At 71.7% G+C, this 17,900-nt stretch carries 11 protein-coding genes; 6 read left to right on the top strand and 5 right to left on the bottom strand.

The features are described from left to right. Window positions 1–105: 105 nt before the first annotated feature. Together OG764_RS01820 and OG764_RS01815 are read left to right on the top strand one after the other, a co-directional pair. Window positions 106–4,035 carry a hypothetical protein gene (locus OG764_RS01820; protein ID WP_328966579.1) on the top strand — a complete coding sequence of 1,310 codons (3,930 nt, stop codon included), beginning with the start codon at window positions 106–108 and terminating at the stop codon, window positions 4,033–4,035. 9 nt (window positions 4,036–4,044) lie between these two features. Next, complete coding sequence (locus tag OG764_RS01815) at window positions 4,045–4,278, top strand: hypothetical protein (protein WP_328966578.1); 234 nt, start codon at window positions 4,045–4,047, stop codon at window positions 4,276–4,278. Window positions 4,279–4,701: 423 nt separating this feature from the next. On the opposite strand, the gene OG764_RS01810 is transcribed toward OG764_RS01815, so the two are convergent. The 3 genes from OG764_RS01810 to OG764_RS01800 all read right to left on the bottom strand — a co-directional run bounded on the left by OG764_RS01810 (window position 4,702) and on the right by OG764_RS01800 (window position 10,796). Next, window positions 4,702–6,318, bottom strand: coding sequence for a hypothetical protein (locus tag OG764_RS01810; RefSeq protein ID WP_328966577.1), 1,617 nt, complete (start codon window positions 6,316–6,318; stop codon window positions 4,702–4,704). Window positions 6,319–6,616: 298 nt separating this feature from the next. Then, the gene (locus OG764_RS01805) at window positions 6,617–8,890 is read right to left on the bottom strand and encodes a VCBS repeat-containing protein (RefSeq protein WP_328966576.1); all 2,274 of its coding nucleotides are present in this window, start codon (window positions 8,888–8,890) and stop codon (window positions 6,617–6,619) included. Between the two features lie 370 nt (window positions 8,891–9,260). Next, window positions 9,261–10,796 carry a phosphatidylinositol-specific phospholipase C domain-containing protein gene (locus OG764_RS01800; protein ID WP_328966575.1) on the bottom strand — a complete coding sequence of 512 codons (1,536 nt, stop codon included), beginning with the start codon at window positions 10,794–10,796 and terminating at the stop codon, window positions 9,261–9,263. A 373-nt stretch (window positions 10,797–11,169) separates the two neighbouring features. On the opposite strand from OG764_RS01800, the gene OG764_RS01795 reads away from it, so the two are divergent. The 3 genes from OG764_RS01795 (at window position 11,170) to OG764_RS01785 (ending at window position 14,701) form a co-directional block, all read left to right on the top strand. After that, window positions 11,170–12,768: a carbohydrate kinase family protein gene (locus OG764_RS01795; RefSeq protein ID WP_328966574.1), complete on the top strand. Its 1,599-nt coding sequence runs from the start codon at window positions 11,170–11,172 to the stop codon at window positions 12,766–12,768. Then, window positions 12,758–14,338: a PfkB family carbohydrate kinase gene (locus OG764_RS01790; protein WP_328966573.1), complete on the top strand. Its 1,581-nt coding sequence runs from the start codon at window positions 12,758–12,760 to the stop codon at window positions 14,336–14,338. The genes OG764_RS01795 and OG764_RS01790 overlap by 11 nt, the downstream gene beginning before the upstream one ends. Before the next feature lie 147 nt (window positions 14,339–14,485). Beyond that, entirely contained in the window at window positions 14,486–14,701 is a 216-nt protein-coding gene (locus OG764_RS01785; protein WP_328966572.1) for a hypothetical protein, read from the top strand. A 44-nt stretch (window positions 14,702–14,745) separates the two neighbouring features. Here OG764_RS01785 and OG764_RS01780 read toward each other — a convergent pair whose 3' ends face one another. Further along, window positions 14,746–15,879, bottom strand: a complete 1,134-nt coding sequence (locus OG764_RS01780) for an FAD-dependent oxidoreductase (protein ID WP_328966571.1) — start codon at window positions 15,877–15,879, stop codon at window positions 14,746–14,748. A 260-nt stretch (window positions 15,880–16,139) separates the two neighbouring features. Between OG764_RS01780 and OG764_RS01775 the strand changes: the two genes are divergently transcribed. Beyond that, a complete protein-coding gene (locus tag OG764_RS01775) occupies window positions 16,140–16,757 on the top strand; it encodes a TetR/AcrR family transcriptional regulator (protein ID WP_328966570.1) in 618 nt (205 codons plus the stop codon). 420 nt (window positions 16,758–17,177) lie between these two features. On the opposite strand, the gene OG764_RS01770 is transcribed toward OG764_RS01775, so the two are convergent. Then, the gene (locus tag OG764_RS01770) at window positions 17,178–17,492 is read right to left on the bottom strand and encodes a class II aldolase/adducin family protein (RefSeq protein ID WP_328966569.1); all 315 of its coding nucleotides are present in this window, start codon (window positions 17,490–17,492) and stop codon (window positions 17,178–17,180) included. Window positions 17,493–17,900: the final 408 nt, after the last annotated feature.

Here is a 17,900-nt window from a genome sequence, read left to right as displayed (position 1 = left end):
AGACCACCCCGCCCGATGACCTGGGCGGGGTCTCTTGAACATTCGTCTAGGGGGATTCCCATGTGGGAAAGGTTCCGGCCCAGGGCCGGAAGGCCACGCGCACGCGTGGCCGGGAACGTTCGCAAGGCCGTGTCGACGGCGGTGGTGGTGGCGGTGCTGGGCACCGCCACGGGTGAGGCCGCCGCGGCGACACCGGTGCGCGAGCAGAAGCCGTCGCTGACGCAGGCCATGGCGTCGCTCGACCAGCTCGCCGCCGCGCTCAAGCCCCGGTCCGGCGCTCCGGCGCCGGCCGCGAAGTCGGAACTCCAGCGGCTCAGCGACGAGCGGGACCGGCAGCTCGTCGAGGACTTCGCGGAGTTCGACGAGGAGGAAGAGGTCCGCGAGGCCGCGAAGAAGGCCCTCGCGAGCACCGACCCGAACGCGATCCGGGAGTTCCTCGACCGTGGCGTGGCCGAGGCCCGCCAGCGGGCGAAGGACAAGCGGGCGGCCGTCGACGTCGCCAACCGCGCGCAGATCGAGAAGCTCCGCGGGACGGGTGGCCCGTTCTTCAACGCGGAGGTCGAGCGGGTCCTGAAGGGCACGGCGCAGGACCGCGCCGACTTCCTCGCCTTCGGCGCCGACATCGCCAAGCAGCGCGACGAGGCGGACAAGCAGAACGCCGCCAAGCGCGCCGAAGAGAACCGCAAGCGCGTCGAGATGCTGGCGTCGGTGGGCGGTCCCGCGGTGAAGCGGGCCGCGCAGGCCGCCCTCGACTCCAAGGACGCCGCGGTGATCGCGCAGTTCCTGGAGACCGGCTACCAGGCCGCCGCCCGCCAGGACGCGGACGACCGCGCCGCGCAGGAGAAGGCGCAGAAAGAAGCCCTCGACGCCGCGGAGAAGCTCCGCGAACTCGCGAAGAAGTCCGCGGTCGCCGCCGAGGCCCGCACCAAGCTCATCACCGCGCACGGCGACGCCGTCAAGGCGCTGAAGAAGGCCTCCAACGCCATGTCGTCGGCGGCTTCGGCCTCGCGCGAGGCCGACCGGATGCTGTCCGCGGACCGCGCGGGCAAGCGCCTGTCGGACTACGCCCAGGTCAAGGCCGAGGTCGCCCGTCAGGTCGGTTACGCCGAGGACGCCGCGAAGGCGGCCGGGGTCGCCGCCGCGCAGGCGAAGGTCCAGGCCGGTGTGCTGGTGGAGACCGGGCTGGAGCACGGGACCCAGTGGTCCGAGGTCGCCGCGGGCATCGCGGCCGCTGCGGACGCGGCGGTGAAGGCCACGCAGACCGCGCAGCACGCGGTGGACGCGACGGCCGCCGACGCGGCCGGACTGAACGCCAAGAACCAGGCCGAGCTGCACGAGGCGCAGGCCAAGAAGTGGCGTGCGAACGCCGAGGAGCACGCGAAGGCCGCGGCCCGTCTGGCGGAGGCCGCGGACAAGCAGGCGAAGATCGCCGCGACCGCTGCCGCGCGTGCGAAGGACGCGCGTCTGGCGGCCGAGCAGGCGGAGCGGGAGGCGTGGGAGCACGCCCGCAAGACCCGCGAGGCCCGCATCGAGGCGCAGCGCCAGGCGCAGATAGCCGCCGAGCAGCGCAAGATCGCCGAGCGTGAGCGGGACCTCGCAGCCGCTGCCCGCGCCCGCGCCGAGCGTGAGCGCGACATCGCCGCCGCGGCCCGTGCGCGCGCCGAGGCCGAGGCCCGGACCGCGTCCGCCGCCCGCGCGCAGGCCCAGGCCGCCGCCGCGACGGCAGCGGCCGCGCGGGCGAGCGCTCAGACGCAGGACGGGATCGCCGCGGAGGCGGACCGTCGTGCCCAGGGTGAGGAGACCAACGCCCGCAACGCCCGCAACGCCGCCTTCGCGGCCGAGCAGAACCACCAGGCGAAGGAAGCCCGCGCCAAGGCCACCGAGGCGATCGCCGCCTCCGGTCGCGGCACCATCGACGCCGGAGTGGCCCGCGCGGCCGCCGATCAGGCGCGTACCGACGCCGACACCGCGGGTGCGGCCGCCGGCCAGGCCCGTAGCGCCGCCAACACCGCCAGCGGTGCGGCCGTACGCGCCCGGTCCGCGGCGACGGAGGCCGCCGGTGCGGCTGCCCGTGCGCGTGCCGCGGCGGCCGAGGCCACCGCGCACGCCGCCCGTGCGAACGCTGCCGCCAACAAGGCCGAGGCAGCCGCTGCGGCAGCCAACGCCGCTGCGAACAAGGCGGAGGCGGAAGCGGCCCTGACCCGGGCTGCCGCCGCACGCGCGAACCAGAAGGCGGCGGAGGCCACGGCCCAGGAGGCCCGCGCCGGTATCGCCGCGCACGAGGCCGCCCGCTACGCCGGACTCGCCGCCATGCAGGCCGCGAACTCCCTCCAGGCCGCCAACCGGACCAAGGAAGAGGCACAGGGCGCCGTCCGCGAGGCCGCGATGGCCCGCGTGCAGTCCACGATCGCCGTCCAGGCGGCGGCTTCCGCCCGCAGCACCGCGGCGGGTATCGCCGAGCCCGCGAACACGGCGATTGCGCTGACCGCGCCGTTCGCCGGCAAGGACCTGGACGCGGACTTCGCTGCCGCGGTTGCCGCTGCGGCGGAGCAGATGGGCGCGGAGCAGGTCGCCTCCGCCGAGGCGAAGGCGGCCGAGGCCGTCAAGGCGGCCGAGGCGGCCGAGGCCGCGGCCAAGCGCGCCAACGCGCAGGTCGCCCCGGCGTTCAAGGCCGCCGCGGACGCGGCGCGTTCGTCGGCGGACGCCGCGCGTTCGGCCGCGGCCGCGATGAAGTCGGCGGCCCAGGCCGCCGAGGAGGGTGCCAAGGCCCGCGCGGCCGCGGCGCGCGCGAACCAGGCCGACGCGCAGGCGCAGGCCGACGCGACGCTGGCCCGTCAGGCCGCCAACCAGGCCTACGCGGACGCGACCGCGGCCCGCAACGCCGCCAACCAGGCCGAGGCGGAAGCCTCCCGCGCCCGCGGAGCCGCAGCCGAGGCCGACAACCACGCCGTCGCCGCGAACAGCGCCGCCACCCTCGCCGAGAACGAGGCCAGCGTCGCCCAGGGCGCTGCCGCCCAGGCGGAGAAGGACGCCGCGGACGCGAACAAGTTCGCCGAGTCGGCAGAAGGCCACGCCAAGTCGGCGGAGACCGCGGCCAAGAACGCCAACACGTACGCCCGTGAGGCGGACGAGGCGGCGAAGAAGGCCGAGGAGTACCAGCGCGAACAGGAACGCAAGGCCCGCGAGGCCGCGGCCAAGGCGGCGCAGGACTCCGGCTACTCCACGGAGCTGCAGGAGGACGAGCTCCAGGCGCTGAAGGACGCCGGGATCTCGCCCGAGGCGCTCAAGGCTGCCCGTGAGCTGGCGGACAAGGGGGTCCTCGACTTCCTCCTCGAGAACGGCGGCGAGATCATCGTCGACCTCCTCTTCGAGGACATCAAGAAGTGCTTCAGCGAAGGCAACTTCGAGAGCTGCTTCTGGGCCGTGGTCGGCGCCCTGCCCTGGGGCAAGGCGCTCAAGATCATCAAGGAGATGCCGAAGATCGCCAAGGCGCTGACCCGCATCGTCGGCGGCCTGAACGAGTTCCTCGACAAGAACGCCGCCGCCAAGAAGCTGGTCAAGCAGAGCGAGGAGATCCTCGAAAAGGTCGGCGCGGCCTGCGAGATCGTCACGAAGCCCCTGGGCGGCCCTGCCGCGCGGTCGATGTTCAAGGCGTCAGCGCGGGCCCAGGGTGCGGAACCGCCGAAGAAGTACTGCGGCGCAGTCGGCCAGCACCCCGATGTGAAGCAGGCCCTGAAGGACACCCTCGAGATGCTGAAGGCGAACAAGAACAACCCGGGCAGCCTGGGCAAGCTCGGCCAGGACGGCAATCCCATCCAGCTGTGGCAGCGGCAGGACGGCAGCCTCGAGGACCGGTTCAAGACGCCCGAGCAGATCGCCAACGTCAAGAAGTACTTCAGCCGCGAGGAACTCAAGGTGATCCAGAAGTACTTCGACAAGGTGGACGACGTGTCGACCCACCGGGAGGGCGGAAACCCGAGTCCGAGTGCCCAGCAGCGTTCTGCGGCCATCCAGTACTACCTGGACAATTGGTAGGATGAATCGGTGAAAATCACCCTCAGGAACGGCGGCGACCAGCCGCTCAACGTGATGTTCGAGCCCGCCGCCATGGAGATCGACATCCCTCCGCGCGACTACATCGTCGTGGAATGGCCGGCCCATGACGACGAGGAGCACCTCGGGAGCATCGACTACACGGCCGAGGGCATCGTCCTCTGCCCGCCGTGGGCCGAACCGCTACAGGCGTGGGACTCGCAGGGCAACGAGCTGGACGTCTGACCGGCCGAGGCGTGACCACCGCGTAGCCCGCGGCGGTCCCCGCTGACCCGGCCGAAGGCCCACGAGGGGCCGGTACCCGTACGGGTACCGGCCCCTTCGCGGTTCCCCGAACCGGGACCCGTGCCATGTGCCGGCCTGGCCGACGTATCCCGCTCGACGAGGACCTCCCGGTACCCGAGCGGACGGTACGCGCCGCCTTCACAGCAGCGGTGGGACGCGATGGCCGCCCCGGTCTCTCGCCTGCCCGGTCGGCCACCGTATGCGTGCTGAGGTGAGGCTTCTGCTCGGCCTGTCGGACCGTCATGCAGCGGAGGTGGCCCCTGCCGCAGCGATTGCAAGTACGCCCTGGCCATGGATGATGCTCGGCCCTGGTGGCGATGTGCCGGTTTGGGGCCCTGTGAACGACGCTCGTGACCAATGCACCTAGGGGAGGGCCGGTGGAGCCGGTGGCGGGGCGGGGCGGCCGACGACCAGTTCCATGTGCATCGAGTCGGTGCTCTCCCCACCCCAGGCCACGCCGCCGTCGAAGCCGTGCCGGGCCAGCTCCATCAGGAACTCCACGTCGAAGTGCTCGGAACCGGCGGCGCGGGGGCGGGGGTTGTAGAAGCCGTGCTCGACGAGCTGGGCCATGGACGGCGCGTTCGGCACCAGAGTGGTGGTGGGACGGCCCCCGCGGGTCCCCGCCCGGCGCTCGCCGAACAGGAAGCCGTGCTGGGCCAGCAGGCCGCGCAGGCTGCTCAGCGCTGCCGCGCGTTCCCGCGCACCCGAGAGCGGCGACAGCAGCGCATGGGTCCCGTTCGCCGCCCGGATCACGGCGTCCAGCCGATCGACGTACGCCGCACCGGCCGCGGGAGCCAGCCGCAGATCGGCCTCCCACCGGGCCAGCCGGCGCACCGGCGCGCTCGTGGCCGCGGGCTCGGCGCGCCGTACGGCCTGGCGGGCCCGGACGGCACCGGTCTTGATGTCGGCCAGGCGGGCCAGTTGGGCACCCAGGGCGCGCTGGGTCGGGAGGTCCGCCGGATCGAGGTGCGCCGCCGTCGCCGCGGACGTGACGTGCTGTTCCGCGGCGGTGATCGCGGCGGTCCAGGGCTGGATCAGCTCGGGCACCCGGGCGAGTGCTGCGGCGCGTTCGGCGTCGGTGGTGGCCTCGAAGTAGCGGGTGCGCAGATCCAGGAAGGCGTCCCGGTGGGGGCCGAGCGAGGCTTGGAAGAGGGCCGAGGTGTCGGCGAGGCGGGCCGATTCGGTGCGTAGGGCGTTGAAGAACAACAGCGCCTCGGGGGACGGTGGCGCGGGGGCGGGCGCCGCCTCCCCGCCCTCGCCCGGAGCCGTCTCGCTGCGCGCGGTGGCGTCCCCCATCGTGCGGATCAGGGCGCGGCGCCGGGTGTACTCGCCGAGTTCGGCGTGGCTCCCGCGGCCGGTGACGGCCTCGATGAGGGCGGCGGTCTCGATGTGTCCGATGCGCGGCATGAGGGTGGCGTCGTAGTCGATGGCGTAGCCGAGGGCGTGCATGGACATGCCGGTGAAGTGGCTGCGGGGGCCGAAGTGTTCGCGGAACGCGAAGGCGGTGCCGGAGGAGGGCATCGGTCCCTGCAGGGCCGCTTGGACCGCCTGCAGCCGGGCACCGGCGTCGCGGTGCATCAGGGGGCTGCCGGGTACGGGGCACGGCTCGATCGCACGGAAGTGGTTCAGCAGGGCGTCCAGGGTGCCGAACCATTCGAGGCCGGCGCGCAGGAAGTGCCCCCGCTCGGCCGGCCTCACCGGCTTTCCGCCGTGACCGCCGTGCACGACGTGCGGCGGCAGGCCGTCGACCTGGGCAAGTGCCTCCGGGTCGGTGACCGGCTCCGGGTCAGGCGTGCGCGGGTTCCGCGGCGGGTCGCGCTGGACGGTGAGGACGGCGGTGGTGGCCGCGTTGCCGGCCGTGCGCTGGAGCGCGAGCAGGGCGGCGTGCGGGGCGTACCCCTGGGCGGGCGTGCGGGTGGCCGGGCGGGTGGCACGGTCGGTGGCGGCGGTCGGCCGCTCCTCCCCGGGCTTGAGCCTCATGGCAATCCAGGGTAACCGGCCGTGACCGGCAGGGAGTTGACTTCCGGGGTGGTGCCCGATGGGGCATCCCTCCACCGTGGCCGCCAAGCAGGCCAGGAGTGTGCGCGATGCTGTGGGTCCGTGATGGGCGGCTGTTGCTGCGCAGGGGTGCACCGGGGACCGCCGGGTGCTCGACACCACCTGTGAGGAGGCATGAGCGTCAGCGCCGGGCGCCGGGATCGTTGCCTGGCCCCGGTCCGGCCCCGTGTGCGTGCGGGGCCGGACCGGGAGGCAGCGGGCAGTGAAGGGGCGGGCGGGTTCAGGTGATCTTGCCGGTCGTGTCGTAGCCGAAGCCGGGGGCCAGGGCGCGCGCCGAGAAGGGGGCGCGCCAGTTGCCGGTGCCCCAGTAGACGTAGGTCTGGCCGCCTCCGAAGGCCAGGGTGTCCGACCAGCCGTCCTTGTTGTAGTCGCCCGCGGCGACGAGGGCCGTGTACGCCTTCCAGCCCGTGCCGATGCGGGTCCGGGCGGTGAAGGTGCCGTTGCCCTTGCCGGTGTAGAGCCACAGGGTTCCGGAGCCGTCGCGGGCGACGAGATCGCCGGCCGGGCCGCCGGCGATGTTGCCGGCGGCGGTGATCCGGTCGTAGCCGTTCCAGCCGCCGCCCACGCGGGCGCGGGTCGTGTACGGCTTGGTGAGGCTGCCCGTGCCCTTGTACAGCCACAGGACGCCGGATCGGTCGCGGGCGAGCAGGTCGGCGCGGCCGTCGCCGGTGAAGTCGGAGCCGCCGGTGAGTGCGGTGTAGGTGTTCCAGCCGCTGCCGACCTTGGTGCGGGGTGCGAAGGTGCCGGCGGCTCCCTTGCCCGCGTACAGCCAGAGCGTTCCCACGCGGTCACGGGCGAGCAGGTCGCCCACTGTGTGGCCGCCGAGGTTCCCGGCGGCGACGAGTTCGTCGTAGGCGTTCCAGCCGCCGCCGACGCGGGCCATGTCGCCCGAGGTGACGTGGGCGGTGCCGCGGGACCGGTAGCCGAATGTGTCCGTGCGCCACAGGCCGCCGTCCGTGTCGCGTGTCAGGACGTCCGTGGTGCCGTTGTCGTTGAAGTCGTGGCCGGAGGCGGGGGCGGTCCGCTTGAGGGTGAAGGCGCCGGTGGCTTTGACGGTGGGGCCGATGCCGTTGACGGGCTCGAAGCTCACTGCCCACGTGTACGCCCCGTTGGGCGCCTCGACGTTGCTCATGTTGAGCCAGCCGCTCCACTGGTGCTCGATCCAGCCGGCGTCGTCGCGGGGCGGGGGAACGTAGCCGGATGCCTCCATGCCCGTCGCCTTGTGGGTGATGGTCAGGTGCGGCCGGACGTTGCGGCGGCTGAGGTTCCAGCGGATGCGCCACGGGCCCTTGTCCGGTTCGGCCACCGCGGGTGCTTCCGTGCCCAGGAGCACGACCTGGGTCGGTTCGCCGGTGGTGGCGATCTTCTTCACCACGGGGCTTCCGGAGACGAGTGTGATGCGGAACAGGCCCTGGCCCTGCGCCAGCGTGCCGCCCCGCACGATGAGAGAGCCGTCCGGGGCCGGCAACACCTGGCTGGCGTGGTCGAGGAGTGTGCGCGGGGTGCCGCCGGCGACCGGTACGGCCTTGAGGGCGGCCATGGGGGCCTCCCAGGAGGAATGGGCTTCGCCCGAGGTGCCGTAGACCGCGGTGGTGCCGAGCAGGGCCACGACGGGCTTGGACTGCGCCGCCAGCGGAATCTGCCGGGAGGCCCCGGTGGCCCGGTCCAGCACGGTCAGGGCGGCGGACTCGGAACCGCCGGGGGAGGTCAGGCGCGCGGTGTGCGTGGCGGACACCGCGGCGGCGCGGTCGGAGAAGCCGGTGCCAGGGACGGGCTGCCGGGTGACGACCGCTGCCTTCGCCAGGTCCACCACCACCGCCGTCCCACCCTGGACGCCGCGGCCCAGGTCCTGTTCCATCGTCAGCAGGCCCGGCGCGGAGCCGGTGACGACCCAGCTCTTCGCCGAGGACAGCCCGTCTATCGTCCGCTCGGCGCGCACCCCGTCGCGCATCCCGACCAGGCGGAACTCCGCTCCGCCCGCGGCCAAGGGCTTCCTCCCGAGGACGGCCCCGCCGTACGTGCCCACGTACTCCAGCCCGGCGAGGCCGATGGCCTGCGAGGTACCGGCGACGGGGTCGAACAGCGTGACCGCCTGGAGGACCCAGTTTTCGTCGTACTCCACCCGGGCGACGAGGTCGGAGGAGTCCGCGTCCCACTCGAAGAGGCTCCCCGGCACCAGCCGCGAGGAGCCGAGGTCTACGGTCCGGCCGTCGTCGTAGGCGGTCCACCGGATCCGCTCGGCCTGCATGTCGGTCCAGGAGAAACCGCGGGCGCCGACACCCAGGAGCTTGCCCCGGGGCGCGATCCGGACCTGCGCGGAAGCGGCGGGCGAAGGTGACAGGCCGGACGAAGGTGACGCGGTGGACGTCGCAGCGGTGGTGGCAGGGTGGGGCGGAGCCGCCTCCGCCGGGATGGCCAGCGGCCCGGCGGCGGCCGCCACGCCGAAGGCCACGGAGCCTGCCAGCACCCCTCGAGTGATCTGCGAACCGGACATGGCGCTACCCCCAGTGGATCCGTACCGACCGGGGCTCCGTACACGACGGCGAAGGCGCGACGGCGTCCGCGGAATGGCGGATCCCCACCCCGCCCCGAGTTTCCGGAAGACGCTAACAGCCCCCTCACCAGCGGGAACGACCACCCCAGGCCCCTGGGCGAAGTCGGCCGCCGTGCACGGAATGCCCGACTCCGTCAGCGGCCCGCTCGCCGGCTACGCGTACGACCGCACCGAGGTGCACCGGCACGTCGTCCTCGAGGTCGAATGGCGCCTCCACCCTGACGGCCGGGCGGCGAGCGTCTGGCGACGACGCGGACCGTCCGGGACGAGGCGTACTCGTCCCGGACGGTCGCGGAGTCGCAGGCGGGTGTTACCTGGGGCAGGTGTCGTGGGTCACCTTGCCGCCCGCCGTGGAGGCGGTGGCCGGGTCCATCGACAGGCACAGGCCCGTCCAGTTGTTGATGAAGTAGTACGCCGGACGGGATCCGGTCGCGGTGGCGAGCTTGGTCGGCATGACGTTCCACATCTGGCTGCCCGAGAACCAGCGGGTCTCACAGGGCCACCAGAACAGCTGGGTGCCGGCGGCCGGCGCGACGCCGTTGTTGTAGGGCATGGTCAGGCACTTGCCGTTGCTCGCCTTGATCCAGAAGTAGCCCTTGCCGTCGAACGTGTCCGGCTTCGTGGCCGTCCACTGGTGGCTGCTCGGCGGGCTCGACTGGCACGGGCGCTGGGTGACCAGGCCGCCCTCCTTGGAGGCGTCGAACTCCGGACCGCGGACCATGCAGCGGCCCTGGTGCAGGCTGTTCGCGTACGTCTTGTCGGGGTTGACCAGCCAGATCGACCGGTGGCCGCCCTTGACCATGTTGTTGGCGTTGTGGTCGATGATCGCGTTCACCAGGCCCCAGCCGGGGAAGTCCGCCATCACGATGCCGACGCGGCCGGAGCTGCTGTTGAGGTACTTCATCAGGTGGTAGTTGACGCCGGGCAGGTACGGGGCGCCACCGGCGACCTCGTACGGGTTGATGAGGGGGGCGGTGGAAGCGGACGCGTAGGTCAGGTAGGTGTCGGCGGCGCTGCCGGCCATCGCCTTGTCGATGTTGCTCTTGACCAAGCCCCACTTGTCACTGATGACAGCCTCGTTCCAGGTGTCTTCCTTGTGGTTGTTGAAGCCCTTGATCCCGTAGCTGCCGTCCGCGTCGACGTTGTCGAAGCTGCCCAGGACCACCTTGCCGCGGACCGCGCCCAGCTTGGGGACGTCCGCCTGCCCGGTGCCCGCGGAACCGGCGTCGTAGAAGAGGCCGGAGTACTTGTTCCGGTAGTCGGTGAAGATCTCCCGGATCCGCGTCGAGCTCACCGAGTCCGGGTCGTTCGAGCAGTCGGTGATGCTCCCTCCGCCGCGCGGGCACTCGGCCCGCAGGCGCATCACGATCGCCTCGGTGGGGTGCTGGCGGAGGAACGACTGCGCCTTGCTCAGGACGTCGTCGAAGTTGGCCTGCTGGTAGTACTTGGCGTGGTGCACCGTGAAGTACTTGTTCTCGGTGACGCGGACCCGGATGTCGATCGCCCGGATGCCCCGGTCCAGCTGCGCTGCGAGCGTGTTCGCGCTGTCGCCCCAGTCCTCCTGCGTCTCCACCATGACCCCGCCGTGGATGGAGAGAGTGTCGTGGGTGCCGGGGATGGACATGTTCGAGAGCAGGGTGTCGCTCGCGATGCCCCACATCCATTCCGCCCGGTCCGCCTGCCCGATGTTGCGGTAGGCGTCCTCGTTGGTCGACCCGGCCGCCCCTGCGGTCCCCGGCGCGAGCAGGGCGGCCCCCAGGGCGACGCAGGCCGTCACGAGACTGGCCAGCCGGCGGGACCGCCGGGGGGAGGGGACGCCGGCGGCGTGGGGGGTGGTGCGGGACATGTCACTCCTGTGCGAGTACGGGTGGCGGTGCGGGCCCCAGCCTGACCGCCACCCCTGGCGTTCCGCTGACGTTCCGCTTACGTCGACGCCCGGCCCCGCCGGGGCGGCCCGTCAGCGGCCCGTTGCTGAGGCGTGGGACCTCGGCCCGCGTGGTGCGCAGCTCGGCACCCCCGAGCGTGGCCAGGGGGTGGGGTTCACCGCGTTGTGGCGCAGCCGGGGCGTGTTGGACGCGGTGCTGGTGCTGCGACACGGCACGTCGGCCAGACCTCCGAGACCCCCGACAGGTTTTCTCCGCGCCAGGGGTGAGAAGTCGGGGCGAACGGGGTATGGCAGGGCCACGGATCCAGTGGTCTGGCCTGGCTTGGGGGACGCCATGGACGCTGCGCGGCATGCCGACGACGGACTGGACGGTCCGCCGCACGGTCCTGAGATCGTCGGTGTCGGGGCGCTGAACGTGGACTACATAGCGAGTGCCTCACGGTTGTCGGCACGCATCGCCGGGCAAGTCACCGAGTCCACCGCGCGTTTCGAGTGGAACACCGAGGGACCCGTCGACGAAATCGCGATCTCGAAGGCGATCGGCCGGCTCGGTACCTCTTCACTGGACGCCTCGCTGGGCGGCTCCGCCTGGTTGACGATCTTCACGCTCGCCCAGATGCGACTGGGCCTGTCGTTGGGATACGTGGGGGTGGCGGGACGTATCGAGACACCGGGGCTGTCCTTCGTACGACAGATGGACCTGCTCGGCATCGACCGGCGATGGGTGGCGCGCAAGCCGCAGCGCCTCGCGGGTGCCTGTCTCTCGTACCTGGAGGACGTCGAGCGGGTGATGCTCACCCATCCCGGCGCGAACTTCCTCATGGCCGAGCACCTGGAGCAGCACGGCGACCAGATCGTGCGGTACCTGGCGCAGGCGCGGATCGTGCATGTGACCTCGTTCCTCGACGAGCGCACCCCGCAGGTTCTGCTCGACGTGCTGAAGCGGGCCCGCCGCCTCAACCCGGCCCTGTTCGTGAGCTTCGACCCGGGGTTCGCCTGGGCCGAAAGCCGCAGCGAGGCGGTGGACGGCATCCTGATGCTCAGCGACTTCCTCTTCGTCAACCACCGGGAGTTCAAGGCACTGGGCGAGTACGCGCTCGGCGAATCGGACCACGTGCTCTCCCAGCGGGTGCTGGCCCGGTGCCGGCCGAGCTGCGCCGTGTTCGTCACCAAGCGGTACGACAGCGTGGAGGTGTTCCGAGCCGGACAGGCGGGGGTGGCCCACGCCGAGCGGTTCCAGCTGCGGCGCCCGGTCCGGGAAACGGCCATCGAGGATGCCACCGGGGCCGGTGACGTCTTCTCCGCCGCGGTCATCGCGGCACTCGCCTCGGCCCGGCTCCACGTCGAACTCGGAGCGTTCCTCGGGCTGAGCCTGTCACGACTGCGGGCCGTACAGGCAGCCCATACGGGTGCGGCCACGGCCACATTGCCGGTGCTGGGAGGTGAGGGCTTCCTCCAGTCGGCCGAGGCGCCGAGCCGGCCCGGCACCCGTCCCGGAGCCGTCCTCGTCGCCCACGACGAGGACGCCGAGTGGGACGCGCTGCGCACCTTCCTCGAAGACGACTGCCGGCTGCGGGTGCACACCCTGAGCCACCCGCGCGGCAACGACGCGCCCAGTCCGCAGCTGATGCGGGAGCAGCTGGGCCGCTGCGCCTTCGCGATCTGCGTCCTGTCCGCCACCCGGGTGATGGCGGCGGGCCAGAGGCGCGCGAGCGAGAGCACCGTTCACCAGGTCGGTGTCTTCCAGGGGTACTACGGCTTCGGAAGGGTCGCCATTCTGGCGGAGGAGGGGTGCGAGGCGTTCTCCAACAACGCAGGCCTGATCCGGATGGACTTCCCGCCCGGCCGGATCAGCATCACTTTCGTGGAACTGGAACGCATGCTGGTCCGGGAGGAAATCCTGGCCCGGGGAGGACACCCGCATGACCGCTGACCCGACGCCCCGACCGCGGGCCGACTTCGCTCTGGACGTCGTGGGGATCGGCGCACTCAACCTCGACTACATCACCCACGCCGACAGCACCGCAGGCCAGGAGGACCAGCGCCCGCTCACCGCGCAGATCGCCGAACTGCTCGACGGCGAGGTACCCGTGCCCGAGTGGGGCACGGAGACGGCGGTGGACGAAGCCACCGTCTTCGCGGCGCTTGAGGCGATCAACACGTCCACGCTGCAGACCTCGCTCGGGGGTTCCGCCTACAACGCGGTGAACGTCCTCGCGCAGCTCCAGCTGGGCCTGCGCCTGGGGTACGTCGGGGTCGCCGGCCGCGTACCGGGTCCCGGGCTCTCGGCCGTCCACCAGCTGGAGGCGCTCGGCATCGACCACCCGTTCGTGTTCCGGGACGACGAGCACCTGTGCGGGATCTGCTTCTCGCTGACCGAGGACGGCGACCGCACCCTGCTCACCCATGCCGGCGCCAACACTGCGATGGCCGACCACCTGGCGCGTTCCTTCGACGAGGTCGTGGCGTACCTGACCACCGCCCGGGTCGTGCACGTGACCTCGTTCCTCGACGAGCGCACGCCGGCCGTGCTGCTCGCCGTCCTGCGCGCGGTCAAGGAGACCAACCCCGGCACGCTGATCAGCTTCGACCCCGGGCACGTCTGGTGCACCGAGCCCACCGAGGAGATCCTCGGGCTCTGCGCCCTGTCGGACTACCTCCTGCTCAACCACCGCGAGTTCCACGAGTTCGGGCAGCTGAGCGAGAGCGATACGGACGAGGAGGTGGCCGGGCGCCTGCTCCCGCGGCTCGCCGGCCCCCGCGGTGTGATCATCGTCAAGAGGCGTACCGGGATCCACGTGTGGCGCAGCGAGAACCGCAAGGCGGTGGAGGACTTCTACCCGCAGGTCGTTCTCGCCGACGACCAGATCGAGGACGCGACCGGGGCGGGTGACGTGTTCGCCGCCGGTCTCCTGGCGGTGCTGACCAGCGACCGGCTCCAGGTGGAGCTCGGTTCGCTGCTCGGGATGACGCTGGCGCGGCACAAGCTGCAGTACGTCGGCAGCCACGGACACGGCCGACTCGCCTCCGTCACCAAGGACTTCATCCGCTCCCACGACGCCGCCCGGCGGGCCGCAGCCCTGCCCGCGGGGGTGTTCATCGCCCATGGCCGCAGCCCCGAATGGCTCGCTGTGAAGGCGTTCGTGGAGATGCGTTTCGGACTGCCTGTCTACTCCTTCGAATCGGACTCCTGGGGCAGCCGGCCCGTCACCGAGGCCCTCACCGACTATCTGCAGCGGTGCAGTTTCGCGATCTGCGTGCTGACCGCCGAGGACGCGACGCGGGACGGTCAGCTCGTGGCGCGCCAGAACGTGATCCACGAGATCGGGCTGTTCCAGGGCCATTACGGATTCGACCGGGTGCTCGTGCTGGCCGAGGAAGGGTGCGAGTCGGTTCCGCTCCCGGCCGTCCCGTACACGAGCACCTTCCCCCGGCATGCGATCAACCGCGCCTTCTGGTACCTGGACCGGGCCCTCCAGCACCAGGGGTTCTCCCACCTCTGAGTGGGGGACGGACCGGAACGGGGGGATCGGCCCCGTACGGCTGGGCCGATCCGGCCGATCCGGCCGTACATCAGGGCACGACCGTCCACTTGCTCCATGTGTCGCACCACGCCGGTCCGGTCGCCGACCGCGACGTCCGTTACCTGGGTGAGGACGGCAGTGGCGCCCGGGGCACCACCGGCTGGTTCGCCCCTGTGGAAGGCTTCCCTCACGCTCGCGGACCTCGACGACCGGGACCTGCTGGTCAATGAGACCGAGGCGGCCGAGGTGACCGTCCCGCTCACGCAGGGGCCGCTGCTCGCCCTGGTCGAGGCGGAAGGGCCGTGGTCCGCGGAGGGCCGGGGGCTCCCGCAGTACCCGTAGGGCCCTGCCCCGGGGGCTCCCCGTAACTTCAAGAGGGCGAAGCTTCACTGGTCGTCGTCGGTGGCGAGGTCGGGGAGATCGGTGGAGAGCAGGTCTTCGGCGCGGCCGTCGAGCAGGTGCTGCATGTCGATGGAGCGGGGCAGCATGGTCTTCTCGTAGGCGTGGACGGCGCCGTCGATGGTCTCGTGGTTCGCGAGGGCGAGGGCGAGTTCGCAGGCGTCGAGCATGGCGAGATTGACGCCGACGCCGAGCGGGGGCATGAGGTGCGCGGCGTCGCCGAGCAGGGTGATGGCGGGGTCGTGCTCCCAGGTGTGGGGGACGGGCAGCGCGTGGATGGGGCGGTGGACGTAGAGGCCGTCGTTGTCGGCGATCAGCCGCCGCAGGCGGGGCGACCAGTTGCGGAAGCGGTCCATGAGGAGGGCGCGGATGGCGTCGGTGTCCTGGTTCGTGAGGCCGGCCGCGGTGATCCAGTCGTGGGGCAGGCGCTGGATGATGTAGACGCGGATGTGGTCGCCGCCGTTGCGCTGGGCGAACAGGCCGCGCTCGCCGTCGGCTGCGGCGGCGCTGCCGGGGCCGACGAGTTCGGCGATGTCGGGGTGCCGGTTGTCGACGTCGTGGAACCAGGCTTCGAGGAAGCTGACCCCGGTGTACCGCGGGGTGGCCGGGGAGATGGCGCGGCGGACCTCGGACCAGGCACCGTCGGCGCCGATGACGAGATCGGCCTCGACGGTGGTGCCGTCGGAGAAATGCAGTTGCCGGGGGCCTTCCGCGGGGCCGTCGACGGTCTTCAGGGCGTGGCCCCAGTGCACAGTGCCGGGCTGGAGCGAGTTGAGGAGGAGGTCGCGCAGCCGGCCGCGGTCGATCTCGGGCTTGAAACGCTCCCCCTCTTCGGGGATGCGGTGGATGAGGATCGTGCCTGACGGGTCCATCTGACGCATCTCCTGCCCCTCGGGGCGGGAGATGCGGAAGAAGTCTTCCAGCAGTCCGGCTTCGCGCAGGGCGACCTGGCCGTTTTCCTCGTGCAGGTCGAGGGTGCCGCCCTGGTCGCGGACTTCAGGTCCGGTTTCGTGGTCGTAGACGGTGGCGGCGATGCCGTGCCGCTGCAGGATGCGCGCGCAGGTCAGGCCGCCGGGGCCGGCGCCGATGATGGCGATGCGGGGGGTGGGCGTGGTGTTCACGGTGGTGCTCCGTTCATGTCCCGGCACGGCGGCGCGTGGGTGGTCTGCCGGCTCATGCGGCTGGAGTGATCGTGCTGTTCGTGGTGGGTGGCGGGCCGGCCTCGGCCGTGGCTGCTCGCTCTTTTCCGGCGGAAGGGGAGCAGCGAGGAGGGTCGGGCCGGGGCGCGTCTCAGGCCGCTGCTCCAGAAGAGCACACCAACCCAATAAGTGCAACGGCTCAACTTTTGAAGCTGTGCCACTGAAGGGATAGGATGTTGGGCATGACCGACACCGATACCGGGAGCGGCGCTGCGCCCGCGCCGATGGGGCGCCGCGAGCGCAAGAAGGCCGCCACCCGCCAGGCCATCGCCGACGCCGCGCTCCGCCTGTTCCTGGAGCGCGGATACGACGACGTGGGGATCCGCGAGATCGCGGAGGCGGCCGACGTGTCCACCACCACGCTGTTCAAGCACTTCCCGGTCAAGGAGGCACTCGTCTTCGACGAGGACGCCGAAAACGAGGCCCGTCTGCTCGCCGCCGTACGCGAACGCCCTGCGGGCCAGTCCATTCCCGCGGCCCTGCGTGAGCACGCGCTGCGTTACCGCATCGCCGCAGCCGGCGGCGACGCCCGCTTCACCGCCTTCGCCGACCTCGTCGACAGCACCCCTGCCCTGCGCGACTACGTGCAGGCCATGTGGCTGCGCCACACCGATGCCCTGGCCCGGGCCATCGCCGAGGCGAGCGGCAAGGCCGACGATGACCCGACGTGCGCTGCCCTTGCTCACTTCGCTCTCGAAGCCCCACGCGCCGCCCGCGGCCACGGCGATCCCCACCAGGCCATCACTCGCGCCTTCGACCTCCTCGAAGACGGGTGGCGCGCCCTCACCTCTGAAGGGTGACCATCACGGCCACCGCGAACGGGACTCCGCAGGACACGGAGCCCGCGCCCGAGCTGTCCCTCGACCTGGGCCCACCTCGAAGGCCGGCGCATTCTCACCACGTCCCGCACCGGGCTGGCCTTGTGTGCACGCTGGTCAACACGGAGGAGGCCCGGCGCCCCAACGCCAGATGACCGCGCGCTGGGGAACGTCCCAGTAGGAGACGCGGCCGAGGATCTGAGCGGCGTCGTTGACCGTCAGCGCCCCGGAGCCCTTCGACACCCGGCCCGGCGTCTCGTCAGGAGGAAGTGGCTTTCCCGGTGGCGTCCCAGATGGCGGCGCGCTGGTCGGAGCCGCCGACGGCCGGACTCGCGTCGTTGAGCGCGTTCACATCGGCGGCCGCTTTGACCGCACGGTGATGCCTGCGCTCGTGCGTTCGGTTCAGTGCAGGATGTCGGGTTCCTGTTCGCAGACGAGGTCGGCGAGGAGTTTGAAGTTGTGGCGTGCCATGTTGCCGTTGCTGAACTGCCGGTGAGCTACGTCGGCTTGTTCGTGGCTCATGTGGCGGGGGTTGCCTGCGGACTCGGCGAGGAGTTGCATTTGGCAGGCGCGGTCCATGGCGATGAACCACCAGGCGGCTTCTGCGACTGACTGCCCGACGGTGAGCAGGCCGTGGTGTCGCAGGATGAGGTCCAGCCCGGGTGCGTCTTCTTGGCGCTGGTCGTTCAGTAGCTGCAGTGCGGACGTGGTCGTCATGGCGGAGGTGACGCCCTTCGAGTGTGGACGGCTGGTGGGCTGGGGTGCACGCTGATCCGGTCGAGCACCCAGCGTCGTCCACGGCGTGTCATGGCAGCAAGCAGTCCTCGCCGGTACGAGACAGCCGCGAGAGCACTTCCACAGCGGCCCTCAAGCGCCCCGAGTCCGTACTCGCCCGCCCGGCCTGGCCGGCGGCGGGAGACGCGCGCACCGTTCTCGGTTGAACCAGCCACGCGCCCGCCGGGCCGTCGACCGAGCGCCACGTTGACTGCTGGAGGTGAGCATTTCGGGCAAATGACCTATTGCCTAATTGAAGCGACCGGAAACGGGGTCCTGGGTGATCGATCTCGCGCGCCTACGTGGTATTTGACCAAGGGCCACCTGGGAGGGCGCCAGACGTCCTCTCAG

The sequence above is a fragment of the Streptomyces sp. NBC_00239 genome (genome assembly GCF_036194065.1).
In the GTDB taxonomy this organism is placed as follows: domain Bacteria; phylum Actinomycetota; class Actinomycetes; order Streptomycetales; family Streptomycetaceae; genus Streptomyces.
This window is presented reverse-complemented; position numbering and strand designations above follow the sequence as displayed.

Bases quoted from the DNA above. Each gene is read 5' to 3' on its own strand.
- OG764_RS01790 (WP_328966573.1), top strand. From the start codon at position 12,758: ATGACCGCTGACCCGACGCCCCGACCGCGGGCCGACTTCGCTCTGGAC.
- OG764_RS01800 (WP_328966575.1), bottom strand. From the start codon at position 10,796: ATGTCCCGCACCACCCCCCACGCCGCCGGCGTCCCCTCCCCCCGGCGG.
- OG764_RS01775 (WP_328966570.1), top strand. From the start codon at position 16,140: ATGACCGACACCGATACCGGGAGCGGCGCTGCGCCCGCGCCGATGGGG.
- OG764_RS01795 (WP_328966574.1), top strand. From the start codon at position 11,170: ATGGACGCTGCGCGGCATGCCGACGACGGACTGGACGGTCCGCCGCAC.
- OG764_RS01805 (WP_328966576.1), bottom strand. From the start codon at position 8,890: ATGTCCGGTTCGCAGATCACTCGAGGGGTGCTGGCAGGCTCCGTGGCC.
- OG764_RS01770 (WP_328966569.1), bottom strand. From the start codon at position 17,492: ATGACGACCACGTCCGCACTGCAGCTACTGAACGACCAGCGCCAAGAA.
- OG764_RS01810 (WP_328966577.1), bottom strand. From the start codon at position 6,318: ATGAGGCTCAAGCCCGGGGAGGAGCGGCCGACCGCCGCCACCGACCGT.